Raw genomic sequence first — 13,026 nt, forward strand, 5'->3', positions numbered from 1 at the left:
CAGGATTCATGTTCGTGCGCCATGACAAAAGTCATGCCTGCTGGCACGGAAGGCCCGCGCACCGCGGCTTACAAGATATTTCAGGATGTTGGAGCGGCTCTGAAACGGCCGTTTCAGCGATATGCAGCCAGACTAAAGTCGGGTGGAAATCGCCTTTGCCGACCGTAAATTAGCCGCCTGGTCGCCACCGGGCGGCCTGTGATCGTGTGGAGACAATCCAATGAACAATGAAAATGTTTACCGGCAGATCCATGCCGACCCACGCTTCCAAGAGCTGGTTGCCAAGCGCGGCCGCTTCGCCTGGACGCTGGCCGTCATCATGCTCGCGTCGTACTTCGCCTTCATCCTGGTGATCGCTTTCGATCCCAAGCTGCTCGGCTCCCCCCTGAGCGCCGGTTCCGTGACCACCTGGGGCATCCCGGCCGGTCTGGGGCTGATCTTCCTGTCATTCGCGCTCACCGGCGTCTACGTACAGCGCGCCAACGGTGAGTTCGACCGCATGACTCAGGAAATCCTGAAAGAGGCCCAGAAATAAGATGATTGCCCGTTTTCTGATCGCTGCCGCGCTGCTGGCAGCTTCTCCGGCGCTGTTTGCCGATGCCCTGACTGGCGACGTCCAGAAGCAGGCAACCAACTGGACCGCTATCAGCATGTTCGTGGTGTTCATCATCTTCACGATGGGCATCACCAAGTGGGCGGCCAAGCGCAACACCTCCACTTCCGATTACTACACCGCCGGCGGCAGCATCACCGGCTTCCAGAACGGCCTGGCGATCGCTGGCGACTTCATGTCGGCTGCATCCTTCCTCGGTATTTCCGCACTGGTGTTCACCAGCGGCTATGACGGCCTGATCTATTCGATCGGCTTCCTGGTCGGCTGGCCGGTGATCCTGTTCCTGATGGCCGAGCGCCTGCGCAACCTGGGCAAGTTCACCTTCTCCGACGTCGCGTCCTATCGCCTCGGCCAGACGCCGATCCGCGTGCTCTCGGCGTTCGGTTCGCTGATCGTCGTGGCCTTCTATCTGATCGCCCAGATGGTGGGTGCCGGCAAGCTGATCCAGCTGCTGTTCGGCCTCGATTACCTGGTCGCCGTGGTGATGGTCGGCGTGCTGATGGTCATGTACGTGATGTTCGGCGGCATGCTGGCGACCACCTGGGTACAGATCATCAAGGCCGTGCTGCTGCTCTCGGGCGCAACCTTCATGGCGGTGATGGTGATGTACAACGTCGGCTTCGACTTCAGCCGTCTGTTTGCCGAGGCCGTCGCGCTGCACCCGAACAAGCAGGCGATCATGAGCCCCGGCGGTCTGGTTTCCGACCCGATTTCGGCAATCTCCCTGGGCCTGGCGCTGATGTTCGGCACCGCTGGTCTGCCGCACATCCTGATGCGCTTCTTCACCGTGGGTGACGCCAAGGAAGCCCGCAAGAGCGTGTTCTACGCCACCGGCTTCATCGGCTACTTCTACATCCTGACCTTCATCATCGGCTTCGGCGCGATCCTGCTGGTGATGACCAATCCGGAGTTCAAGGACGCCACCGGCGCCATCGTCGGCGGCAGCAACATGGTCGCAATCCACCTGGCCAAGGCCGTGGGCGGCAACTTCTTCCTCGGCTTCATTTCCGCCGTGGCCTTTGCCACCATCCTGGCCGTGGTTGCCGGGCTGGCGCTGGCCGGCGCTTCGGCGGTCGCGCACGACCTCTATGCCTGCGTGATCAAGAAGGGCAAGGCGCGCGAGGAAGACGAGATGAAGGTCACCAAGCGCACCACCCTGGCGCTGGGTGTGGTCGCCATCCTGCTCGGCATCGCCTTCGAGAAGCAGAACATCGCCTTCATGGTGGGCCTGGCGTTCTCCGTGGCAGCCAGCTGCAACTTCCCGATTCTGTTCCTTTCCATGTACTGGAAGAACCTGACCACCCGCGGCGCCCTGCTCGGCGGCGCGATGGGTCTGATCACCGCGCTGCTGCTGACCATCCTCAGCCCGACCGTATGGGTCGACGTACTGCACTTCGAGCAGGCGATCTTCCCGTACAAGTACCCGGCGCTGTTCGCGATGATCGCGTCGTTCGCGGGCCTGTGGTTCTTCTCGGTTACCGACAAGTCCAAGGCGGCAGAGGAAGAGCGTGCTCGCTTCTTCCCGCAGTTCGTGCGTTCGCAGACCGGTCTGGGCGCGACGGGTGCAGTTGCACACTGACCGCAGCGGTAATGAAAAAGGCAGCCTTCGGGCTGCCTTTTTTCGTTCTGCGGCAGGGGTGACGGCACGGTTTGCCAGGGGCATTCATCGCCCTGATGGTCGACGGCCGCCCACTGCGCTTTCGCTAGACTCCGGCCCACCGCGAGCAAACAACAAGAAGGCAGCGAACGATGCAGAACCGCATGATGATTACGGGCGCAGGCTCGGGACTGGGACGCGAGATCGCCCTGCGCTGGGCGCGTGAAGGCTGGCGCCTGGCACTCTCGGACGTCAACGAGGCAGGACTTGCCGAAACCCTGGCAATGGTGCGCGATGCCGGTGGGGACGGCTTTACCCAGCGCTGCGACGTGCGTGATTATAGCCAGCTCATCGCCCTGGCCCAGACCTGCGAGGAAAAGCTCGGCGGCATCGATGTAGTGGTCAACAACGCCGGCGTTGCCTCGGGCGGGTTCTTCGAGGAGCTATCGCTCGAAGACTGGGAGTGGCAGATCGCGATCAACCTGATGGGCGTGGTCAAGGGTTGCAAGGCCTTTCTGCCGCTGCTGCAGCGCAGCAAGGGGCGCCTAATCAACATCGCTTCGATGGCCGCGCTGATGCAGGCTCCGGCGATGAGCAACTACAACGTCGCCAAGGCCGGTGTGGTCGCGCTCTCCGAAAGTCTGCTGGTCGAGCTGCGGCAGCAGGAGGTGGCGGTGCATGTGGTATGCCCGTCGTTCTTCCAGACCAACCTGCTCGATTCGTTCCGCGGCCCGACGCCGAACATGAAGGAACAGGTGGCCAAGCTGCTGGCCGGCTCGCCGATCACCGCGGCCGACATCGCCGAGTACATCTACCAGGAGATCGCCAAGGGAACCTTCATGATTCTGCCGCACGAAGAAGGGCGCATGGCCTGGAAGCTCAAGCAGCAGAACCCGCAGGCCATCTACGAGGAAATGGCGCTGCTGGCCGAGAAGAAGCGCAGCAAGGGAAAAACCTGATCGAGCGGTCGGGAATGCTTGCCGCTTGGCGCGCCCGGGGGTAGGGTTGCCTGCCCCGGCTTGAGCAGGCACGCAAATCGTGAGCAAACCTTCCCGCGCCGTGTTGATGCTGGCTCTGGTACTGGCCGCCATCAACCTTCGCCCTGGCATCACTTCCTTCGCCCCACTGATCGAACGCATTGCCGCCGAGCTCGGGCTCGGTCGCGGCGTGGTCAGCCTGACGACCGCATTGCCGGTGCTGCTGATGGGCCTGCTGGCCCCGCTGGCGCCGCGTCTGGCGGTGCGCTGGGGGCTGGAACGGGCCATCGCCCTGTGCATGCTGCTCATCGCCGCCGCACTGACCCTGCGCCTCTTTGCCGAGCAACCGGTCGTGCTGATCGGCAGCGCGGCCGTCGTCGGTACCGGCATCGCCATCGCCGGTCCGCTGCTGTCGGGCTACATCAAGCGTCACTTCCTCGAGCGGATCGGTCAGACGGCCGCCTGGTATTCGCTGAGCATGGCCATTGGCGGCACCCTCGGCGTGGTACTGACTGCGCCGGTCACTCAGCTGCTCGGCGAACGCTGGACGCTCGGGCTGGCCTTCTGGGCGCTGCCCGCGTTGCTGGCGCTGCTGCTCTGGATGCGCTTGCCCAGCCGCGCCGAGCCCGGCACCGAGCAGCGCGCCGGGCTGCCCTGGCACGAGCCGCGTGCCTGGCTGGTGAGCGTCTACTTCGCGCTGCAGGCGGGGCTCTTCTATGCCTTGGCGACCTGGCTGGTGGCGCGTTATCACGAGGCCGGCTTCAGCCTGTTGCAAAGCAATGCCTTCTTCAGCGGCTTCATGCTGATCGGCCTGCCCAGCGCCTTCGCCATGCCCTGGCTGGCACAGCGCTTCGGGCGCCGGCATCTGCTGATGGCCGGGTGCGGCGTGCTGGCCACGGCCTGCCTGGCGGCAATCGCCTTGCGTCCCGGCTGGCAGCCGCTCCTGGTGTGCATGCTGCTCGGAGTGGCGCTCAACGGCACCTTCTCGCTGGCGCTGGTACTGCCAATGTACGAGGCCGGCTCGCCCCTGGCGGTCAGTCGGCTGACCGCGATGATGCTGTGCACCGGGTACAGCCTGGCCTGTCTGTCTCCGGTGCTCAGCGGCCTCGGTCGTGATCTGGCGGGAAATTACCGCACCCCCTTTCTGGTGCTGGCGGCGATGGCCGCCTGCATGAGTGTGCTGGCGCTGCGCCTGCGTGCGCGGCACTAGCGCGGGGCAGAGCTGTGGCCTGCTTCATATCCCGCCTCAGTCCGGATGACCGCCGCTTCGCGCTGTGCTAGAAAGCTGGCCGTTTCCGCCCAGGCCTGATCGGAGTTGTCGCTTGGAGTCCGAATCCATCGTATACGGCTGCATCCGCGATTGGCCGGCTGCCGACCCCGACGAGTGCCGCCGTCGCCGTGAGTGCAACCGAGCCGCGCTGGAGGCCCTGCCGCGCGGCGAAGCCTGGCCGTTTCTTGGCCGCGAGATGTTTTCCTTCTGCCGCCAGGCGGAGCAGGGCCTCTACCAGACGCAGATCATCCACTTCGGCGCCAGCTATCCGGCCATCGAATACGAGTGGTCGCTCTGGGTGGAGCGCTTCGAGCAACTGTTGCGCCGCCTGTACTGGAGCAGCGCCGTGGTGCACTTGGAAACCGAGCTGAACGGCTCGCACACCTTTCGTTGGGAGACCGACAGCGGCTGCCACAGCCCGGAGCACAGCGAGATGCGCCTGCGCTGCGCCTGGGAGCGCGAGAGCGCCCTGCTGGGCTGAGCGCGCTCAGTCCTCCAGCCAGGCCTTGGGCACGTCGCGCTTGAGCGCCAGCTGACATTGCTGGCTGTCCGGGTCGAACACGATTACCGCCTCGCCCTTGTCCAGCGCCCGGCGCACCCGGGCCACGCGCGTGTCCAGCGGCGTCTCGTCGCCGTTGTCGGTGCCCTCGCGGGTGACGAAATCCTCGATCAGACGGGTCAGGGTGTCGGCTTCGAGCAGGTCATGGGGAATCAGCATCGGTCGTCGGGTCACTCGCTGAGCGCTGTATGCAGGTGGCGCTCGAGACAGGCATAGAGCTCGTCGGCGACCACCGGTTTGGCCAGGAAGCCGTCCATGCCGGCAGCGCGCGCCCGCGCTCGCTGCTCGTCCAGCGAATGCGCGGTCACGGCGAGGATGGGTACCCGCGGCCAGCCCTGTTCGGCTTCCAGCGCGCGAATCTGCCGGCTGGCCTCGTAGCCGTCAAGCTCGGGCATTTCGCAATCCATGAGAATCAGCTGAACGGCACCGGGGTCGCGTCGGTACAGCTGTACGGTGGCCGCGCCGTTCTCGGCCAGCTTCACCTGGTAGCCGCGCTTTTTCAGCAGCCCGCGAAGCACCATCTGGTTCACCGGGTTGTCCTCGGCAATCAGCACTGCGGGCGTCGTGCCGGTTTCGGCGCCGGCTTGCGTGTGGTCGGCCGGCCCGGGAGGCGCCTCGTAGAGGCCCTGCAGGGCCTCACGCAGCGGGCCGCTCTGCAGCGGCAGCGGTACGCAGGCCAGGCGCAGATGGTTGGAGCTCGGTGCCTGCCGGTGCAGTGGCGAGAACAGCAGCAGCACCGGCTGCAGCCTGGGCAACTGGGCTTCCAGGCGCTTCACCCACTCGCTGGGCCTACCCGGCCAGGGCTCAAGCAGAACCAGCAACGGCGGGACGGGATAGTCGTCAAGGTAGTCGACCAGGCGCTCGGGCTCGTGGCAGCGCTCGGTGCGCATGCCCCAGCGTCGCAACAGGTGGCTCAGCGAGTCGAGTCCCTGGTTGTCCAGCGAGGCCAGCAAGGCGGGCTGGCCAGCCAGCAACGGGCGTAGCGGGTCGTTGTCGTCGGCGGCGCTGCGCAGCGGGATGTCGAAGCTGAAACGGCTGCCCTGGCCCGGGGCGCTCTGCACCCGGATCTGCCCCTGCATCATTTCAACCAGCTCCTTGCTGATGGCGAGCCCGAGGCCGCTGCCACCGTAGCGGCGGGTGGTACTCGAGTCGCCTTGCGAAAACGACTCGAATAGCGTGGCCAGGACTTGCGCGCGCATGCCGATACCGCTGTCGCTGACGCAGAAATGCAGGCGCGTCTGGCCTTCGGTGGTCTGGATGCAGGCGACATCCAGGCGTACATAGCCCTGCTCGGTGAATTTCAGCGCATTGCTCAGCAGGTTCATCAGCACTTGCTTGAGCCGAGTCGGATCGCCACGCACGCGGCGCGGCACCTGGGCCTGCAGCCCGACGTGCAGGCTCAGTTGCTTCTTCAATGCCTGCGCGGCGAACAGGCTGATGGTTTCGGAGATCAGCGCCTCAAGATCGAATTCGATGTCTTCGAGGCTGAGCTTGCCCGAGCCGATGCGGGCATAGTCGAGGATGTCGTTGATCACCTTCATCAGCGAGTTGCCCGAGCTGGTGATGGTGTCGAGGTAGAACCGCTGGCTGCGGTCGAGCTCGGTTTCGCGCAGCAGCTGCAGCATGCCCAGCACCCCATTGAGCGGTGTGCGGATCTCGTGGCTCATCTTGGCCAGGAAGCGGCCCTTGGCCTCGCTTTCGCTGTGGGCCTGTTCGGCCGCCTGCCGCGAGCGGAAGCCTTCCTCCTTCAGGCGGTTGATGCGATCGGCGAGGCCAAGCGACAGGGTGATCAGTTCGAAGGTCACGCTGGTCTTGACCACCGCCGGGCCGTACAGGCCGAACAGCTCGAAGCCGAGCGAGCCGGCGGTGACGATGACGAAGGAAGCCAGCAGCACGCCCCAGGCCAGCGTGTAGTACAGCCCGTAGCGCACGCCATGGCGCCAGACGAAGGCACCGGTGGCCAGCAGCCCGATGGAGGTCACGATGACCGTGATGCTTGCCTGCACGCTCCAGGTCTGCAAGGGCAACAGCGGCCCGGAGATCAGCGCCAGCAGCGCGAGCAGCAGGGCGACGCGCAGTGCGCCGTCGAGCCGAGGGAAGTGCTCGCGGGTATGCAGGAAGTGACGGCTGAACTGGATCGCCACGAGGCAGTGGCTGAACATCAGCGCATAGATGGCGGTGGCTACAAGGGCGCTGTGCTCGGGCAGCCAGCGGGCGAGCAGGCCGTCGAAGGCCAGCGCGAACAGGCCGACGTTCAGGTTGTAGATCAGGTACCAGAAATAGGCCGGCTCGCGCAGTGAGACGAAGAGAAACAGGTTGTAGCAGAACATCGCGAACAGCACGCCGTAGAAAGCGCCGCTGACTCCGGCGGTGTACTCCTGGGCGTGGGCGCTGGCGCTGGTGGTGGAAAAGTACAGCGGTACGTAGAGGGTGCTGCTGGTCTTGATGCGCAGCACCAGCGTGCTGGTGCCGGGGGGCAATTCAGTGGGGAACCAGAAGCTGCTGACCTTGACCGGGCGCTGCGAGAAGGGCATTTCGTCGCCGGAGAGCTGGCGACTCAGACGGCCATCGGGAGTCCGGACAAAGAGTTCGATGTGGTCGAGCAGGCCGTAGTCGATCTCGAGAAAGCCTTGCAGCGACTGCGCCAACTGGTTGTCGAGCGACAGCCGCAGCCACCAGGTCGAATCGTTCTTGCCGCGGTTGAGGTGCGTGCCCTGAACCTTATGGAAGTGCCGGTCGGGCAGCCCGAGCACGTCGTCGACGGTCAGCGAGCCCTGTGGGTCTTCCAGATACTGCACCGCCGGGCCGAGGTTCTGTCGGAAGTCCGGGGAGTCGACTTCGATCGGCGATAGCGCCCAGGCCCTGGCGGACAGGCAGAGGACGAGCAGGGTCATCAGGCAGAGACGCGCCAACATGATCGATTCCGTGAGGCTGGCTGGGCGATGGTGCCAACGGTGCGAGCGCGCAAAAAAGGCTGCCGTTTGGCGTCAATGCCCAGGCAGCCCGGAAAACATCCGCTGACGGGGCGCTACTGTGCCCAGACCTGCCGCTTGCGGCAACCCTTGAGTGATCGAAGCCGGTGCTTTGTCACGCCCGTTTCAGCCTCGGTCCGTCTGCCGACCGAGCAGCGAGTCCACCGGCGGGACACGGGTTTCGCTCTCCATCTGCGCATCGTGCTCCAGTTGATGGCTGAAGCGATCCAGGGAGTCCTGTGCCTGGTGGGCGTCGCTGGCGAACACCGGTTGGCTCAGCATGTAGCCGGCAAGCAGGCGCGCCATGGCGGCCAGGCTGTCGATGTGCGTGCGCTCGTAGCCATGGGTGGCGTCGCAGCCAAAGGCGAGCAGGGCGGTGCGGATGTCGTGGCCCGCCTCGATCGCCGACTGTGCGTCGCTGTGGTAGTAGCGGAACAGGTCCCGGCGCACCGGGATCTCGTTCTCGGTCGCCAGCTTCAGCAGGTGCCGCGACAGGTGATAGTCATAGGGGCCGCCGGAATCCTGCATCGCCACGGTCACGGCGTGCTCGCTCGAGGCCTGCCCCTTGGCCGCCGGCGCGATGTCGATGCCGACGAATTCGCTGACGTCCCAGGGCAGGGCACCGGCGGCGCCGGAGCCGGTTTCCTCGGTGATGGTGAACAGCGGATGGATGTCGATCGGCGGCTCGCGGCCGCTGTCGACCACGGCCTTGAGCGCCGCCAGCAGGGCGGCGACGCCAGCCTTGTCGTCCAGGTGGCGGGCGCTGATGTAACCGTTCTCGGTGAATTCCGGCAGCGGGTCGAAGGCGACGAAGTCACCGACATTGACGCCGAGCGCTTCGGTCTCGGCGCGGCTGTAGGTGTAGGCATCCAGGCGCAGTTCGACGTGGTCCCAGCTGATCGGTGCGTCATCCACGGCGGTATTGAAGGCGTGGCCGGAGGCAAGCAGTGGCAGCACGCTGCCCCTTATCACGCCGGTATCGGTGAACACGCTGACCCGGCTGCCTTCGGCGAAACGACTGGACCAGCAGCCCACCGGGGCCAGCCCCAGCCGGCCGCTGTCGTGAATTTCCCGGACGATCGCGCCAATGGTGTCGAGGTGCGCCGCGACGGCACGGTCCGGGCTGTAGCGCCGGCCCTTGAGCGTCGCGCGGATGGTGCCGCGACGGGTCAGCTCGAAGGGAATGTTCAGCTCCTTCAGCCGCTCGGCGACGTAGCGCACGATGGTGTCGGTGAAGCCGGTCGGGCTGGGAATGGCGAGCATTTCCAGAAGGATGCGTTGCAGATAGTTGAGATCGGGTTCAGGTAGCGTTGCATGCATGGGCTTGAACTCCATTGCGGCACCGAGCCGCGTGCTTGCAAGGGAATGGAAGCGCGCCGGCCGTGCTTCGCGCGGCCGGTCGACAGAGAGGCCTGCTCGTCGCTCAGTGCGTGTTGTGGCTGAGCGGGAACAGCAGGTCGATGAAGCGCTCGGCCGTCGGTTGCGGCTCATGGTTGGCAAGGCCAACGCGCTCGTTGGCCTCGATGAAGACGTAGTCCGGGCGATCGGCGGCCTCGACCAGCAGGTCCAGGCCGACCACGGGAATGTCCAGCGCCCGCGCCGCGCGTACCGCAGCGTCGGCGAGTTCCGGATGCAGTTGCTCGGTGACGTCTTCCAGGGTGCCTCCGGTATGCAGGTTGGCGGTGCGCCGTACGGCCAGCTGCCGGCCTTGCTCCAGCACGCTGTCGACATCGAGCCCGGCTTCCTGCAGGCAGCGGTGGGTTTCGTCATCCAGCGGAATCCGGCTTTCGCCGCCGGTAGCCGCCTGGCGCCGCCGGCTCTGCGCTTCGATCAGCGCGCCGATGGTGTTGCGGCCGTCGCCGATGACCTGGGCGGGACGACGAATCGCCGCGGCGACCACCTCGTAGCCGATCACCACGATGCGCAGGTCGAGCCCTGGGTGGTAGCTCTCCAGCAGCACCCGGCCGTCGAACTGCCGGGCGCGCTCGACGGCGTGCTCTAGCGCCTCGGCGTCGCGCAGGTCGACCGCAACCCCCTGGCCCTGCTCGCCGTTCACCGGCTTGACCACCACGCTGCCATGCTCGGCGAGAAACGCGGCGTTGTCCTGCGCGCTGGCTGCAAGCTGCTGAGCGGGTAGGCGAATGCCGGCGCGGGCGAGCGTGCGGTGGGTCAGTTGCTTGTCCTGGCACAGCGTCATGCTGACAGCCGAGGTCAGGTCCGACAGCGACTCGCGGCAACGTACCCGGCGCCCACCCTGGGTCAGGGTGAACAACCCGGCCTCGGCGTCATCGATGGCGATCTCGATGCCGCGCCGACGCGCTTCGTCGACAATGATCCTGGCGTAGGGGTTGAGCTCCGCTTCGGGCCCCGGGCCGAGGAACAGCGGCTGGTTGAAGCTGTTCTTGCGTTTGACGGTGAAGGTCGGCAGGTCGCGGAAACCGAGCTTGGCGTACAGGGCCTTGGCCTGGCTGTTGTCGTGCAGCACGGAGAGGTCGAGGTAGGCCAGCCCGCGGCCCATGTAATGCTCGATGAGATGCCGTACCAGCGCTTCGCCGACACCCGGGCGCGGGCAGCTGGGCGATACCGCGAGGCACCACAGGCTCGAGCCGAGCTCAGGATCGTTGAAGGCCTTGTGATGGTTCAGACCCATGACACTGCCGAGGATCTGCCCGGAACTCTCGTCTTCGGCCAGCCAGTAGACGGGCCCGCCTTCCTCGCGCGGGGTGCAGCGCCCCGGCTCGACGGGCATCATGCCGCGGCTCTGGTACAGCGCATTGACGGCCTGCCAGTCCGCCTCGTTCTGCACGCGGCGCACGCAGAAACCCCGTACACCTTTTTGCGCCGGGCGGTAATCGGTGAACCAGATGCGCAGCGTGTCCGACGGGTCGAGAAACAGCTGCTGCGGCGCATGCGCCAGCACCTGGTGTGGCGCCGCCACATAGAGGGCAATGTCGCGCTCGCCGGGCTTCTCGTTGAGCAGGTCGGTGGCGAGCTCGGCCGGGTCCGGGTAGGTGTGGCCGATGAGAATGCGACCCCAGCCGCAATGCACGCTGACCGGGGCGCCCGGTTCCTCACGGCCGTCTTCGGCCAGCCGCTGCTGCAGACGCTGGTAGGACGGCGTCTGGCCGCGCAGCAGGCGCTGTCCGTAGGCTTGAGACTTCTGCATGGTGCGTTTCCTTGAAGGTGGCTCAGGCTGCGCCGAGGCCGGGCTTCCGCCAGGGAGCCGCGGCTGGCGCGCGCGAGCCTGTGCTTAGAGGCCTTGTTCGCTCAACCATAGGTTGACCGCTGCCAGCTGCCAGAGTTTTGAGCCGCGCAGCGGGGTCAACTGGCCATCCGGATCGGCGAGCAGCCGCTCGATGGCATCGGTCTGGTAGAGGCCGCGATCCTGGCTCGGGTCGAGCAGCAACTGACGAACCCAGTCGAGCGTGTCCCCTTGCAGATGCTTGAGGCCGGGCACCGGGAAATAGCCTTTCGGACGGTCGATGACTTCGGCCGGGATGACCTGGCGCGCGGCTTCCTTGAGTACGTACTTGCCGCCCTCGGGCAGCTTGTAGCGTGCCGGAATGCGGGCCGAAAGCTCGGCCACGCGGTAGTCGAGAAACGGGGTGCGCGCCTCCAGGCCCCAGGCCATGGTCATGTTGTCGACGCGCTTGACCGGGTCGTCGACCAGCATCACGGTGCTGTCGATGCGCAGCGCCTTGTCCACTGCGGCGTCCGCACCAGGCTGGGCAAAGTGCTGGCGAACGAAATCGCCGGAGAAGTCGCCCTTGTGCCAGCGTGCCTGCATGAGTGCCTGGTACTCCTCGTAGTCGCGGTCGCGGAACGCCTTAAGGTAGGCGGCGGCCGGATCGCTGGCGCCATCGACCTGCGGATACCAGTGGTAACCGGCGAACAACTCGTCGGCGCCCTGGCCGCTCTGCACCACCTTGCAATGCTTGGAGACTTCGCGTGCCAGCAGATAGAAGGCGATGCAGTCGTGGCTGACCATCGGCTCGCTCATCGCACGAAAGGCCGCGGGCAACTGCTCGAGAATCTCGCGTTCGCGGATGCGCAGCTGGTGATGGCGCGTCTGGAAGTGCCGCGCGACGAGGTCCGAGTAGTTGAACTCGTCGCCGCGTTCGCCGCCGGCATCCTCGAAGCCGATGGAGAAGGTCAGCAGGTTTTCGCCGACCCCCGCCTCACGCAGCAGGCCCACCAGCAGGCTCGAATCCACCCCGCCGGAGAGCAGCACGCCGACATCCACCGCTGCGCGCTGGCGGATCGCCACGGCTTCGCGCAGCGTGTCGAGGGTCTTCTGTTGCCAGTCCTCGAAGCTGTAATCCTGCTCGCTCTCGTCCGCACCGAAACGCAATTCCCACCAGCGCTGGGTGGTCACGGTGCCCTGGCTGTCGATGCGCATCCAGCTCGCTGGCGGCATTTTCTCGATGCCGGCGATGAGCGTGTCCGGCGCCGGAACCACGGCGTGAAAGCTCATGTAGTGATTGAGCGCGACCGGGTTCAGCTCGCCGGTGATATCGCCGCCCTGCAGCAGCGCAGGCAGGCTCGAGGCGAACCGCAGGCGCTTGCCGGTACGCGACAGATACAGGGGTTTGATGCCGAGGCGATCGCGGGCGATGAACAGCTGGCCGCTGTCGCGCTCCCAGATGGCAAAGGCGAACATGCCATTCAGGCGGGGCAGCAGCGCCTCGCGCCAGGCGTGATAGCCCTTGAGCAGGACTTCGGTGTCGCCGTCGGAAAAGAAGCGATAGCCAAGCCCTTCGAGCTCGGCACGCAGTTCCGGGTAGTTGTAGATGGCGCCATTGAAGACCATCGCCAGGCCGAGCGTCGGGTCGATCATCGGCTGCCCCGAGGCTTCGCACAGATCCATGATCTTCAGCCGGCGGTGGCCGAGGGCGAGCGGGCCCTGGCTATGGAACCCGCAGGCGTCCGGGCCGCGAGCCGTGAGGTGTTGGGTGATTCGTTCAACCGCTGCCAGATCGGCCGGTTGGTTATCGAAGCGAAGTTCTCCAGCTATGCCACACATAAGTTCCTTACCGGT

Annotated in this window: 10 protein-coding genes; 5 read left to right on the forward strand and 5 right to left on the reverse strand. The window is 65.7% G+C overall.

Annotated elements, in window-relative coordinates; genetic code table 11:
• The first annotated feature begins 220 nt into the window (after positions 1 to 220).
• From CL52_RS06865 to CL52_RS06885, 5 genes are all read left to right on the forward strand, one after another.
• Entirely contained in the window at positions 221 to 535 is a 315-nt protein-coding gene (locus CL52_RS06865) for a DUF485 domain-containing protein (RefSeq protein ID WP_041106209.1), read from the forward strand.
• 1 nt (position 536) lies between these two features.
• A complete protein-coding gene (locus tag CL52_RS06870; RefSeq protein ID WP_041106208.1) occupies positions 537 to 2,192 on the forward strand; it encodes a cation acetate symporter in 1,656 nt (551 codons plus the stop codon).
• Between the two features lie 170 nt (positions 2,193 to 2,362).
• Positions 2,363 to 3,169 carry an SDR family oxidoreductase gene (locus tag CL52_RS06875; RefSeq protein WP_043219295.1) on the forward strand — a complete coding sequence of 269 codons (807 nt, stop codon included), beginning with the start codon at positions 2,363 to 2,365 and terminating at the stop codon, positions 3,167 to 3,169.
• 106 nt (positions 3,170 to 3,275) lie between these two features.
• Positions 3,276 to 4,397 carry an MFS transporter gene (locus tag CL52_RS06880; protein ID WP_043222987.1) on the forward strand — a complete coding sequence of 374 codons (1,122 nt, stop codon included), beginning with the start codon at positions 3,276 to 3,278 and terminating at the stop codon, positions 4,395 to 4,397.
• A 112-nt stretch (positions 4,398 to 4,509) separates the two neighbouring features.
• The gene (locus tag CL52_RS06885; RefSeq protein ID WP_043219297.1) at positions 4,510 to 4,938 is read left to right on the forward strand and encodes a hypothetical protein; all 429 of its coding nucleotides are present in this window, start codon (positions 4,510 to 4,512) and stop codon (positions 4,936 to 4,938) included.
• A 6-nt stretch (positions 4,939 to 4,944) separates the two neighbouring features.
• On the opposite strand, the gene CL52_RS06890 is transcribed toward CL52_RS06885, so the two are convergent.
• From CL52_RS06890 to CL52_RS06910, 5 genes are all read right to left on the reverse strand, one after another.
• The gene (locus CL52_RS06890) at positions 4,945 to 5,175 is read right to left on the reverse strand and encodes a YheU family protein (protein WP_041106201.1); all 231 of its coding nucleotides are present in this window, start codon (positions 5,173 to 5,175) and stop codon (positions 4,945 to 4,947) included.
• Positions 5,176 to 5,186: 11 nt separating this feature from the next.
• Positions 5,187 to 7,931, reverse strand: a complete 2,745-nt coding sequence (locus CL52_RS06895) for a hybrid sensor histidine kinase/response regulator (RefSeq protein WP_043219301.1) — start codon at positions 7,929 to 7,931, stop codon at positions 5,187 to 5,189.
• Between the two features lie 183 nt (positions 7,932 to 8,114).
• A complete protein-coding gene (locus CL52_RS06900; RefSeq protein ID WP_043219304.1) occupies positions 8,115 to 9,308 on the reverse strand; it encodes an osmoprotectant NAGGN system M42 family peptidase in 1,194 nt (397 codons plus the stop codon).
• 103 nt (positions 9,309 to 9,411) lie between these two features.
• Positions 9,412 to 11,154 carry an N-acetylglutaminylglutamine synthetase gene (gene ngg, locus CL52_RS06905; protein ID WP_041106195.1) on the reverse strand — a complete coding sequence of 581 codons (1,743 nt, stop codon included), beginning with the start codon at positions 11,152 to 11,154 and terminating at the stop codon, positions 9,412 to 9,414.
• A gap of 84 nt (positions 11,155 to 11,238) precedes the next feature.
• Positions 11,239 to 13,011 (reverse strand): N-acetylglutaminylglutamine amidotransferase, encoded by a 1,773-nt coding sequence (locus tag CL52_RS06910; RefSeq protein ID WP_043219306.1) that lies wholly within the window; start codon positions 13,009 to 13,011, stop codon positions 11,239 to 11,241.
• Between the last annotated feature and the right edge of the window lie 15 nt (positions 13,012 to 13,026).

This window comes from Stutzerimonas balearica DSM 6083 (assembly GCF_000818015.1).
GTDB lineage: Bacteria > Pseudomonadota > Gammaproteobacteria > Pseudomonadales > Pseudomonadaceae > Stutzerimonas > Stutzerimonas balearica.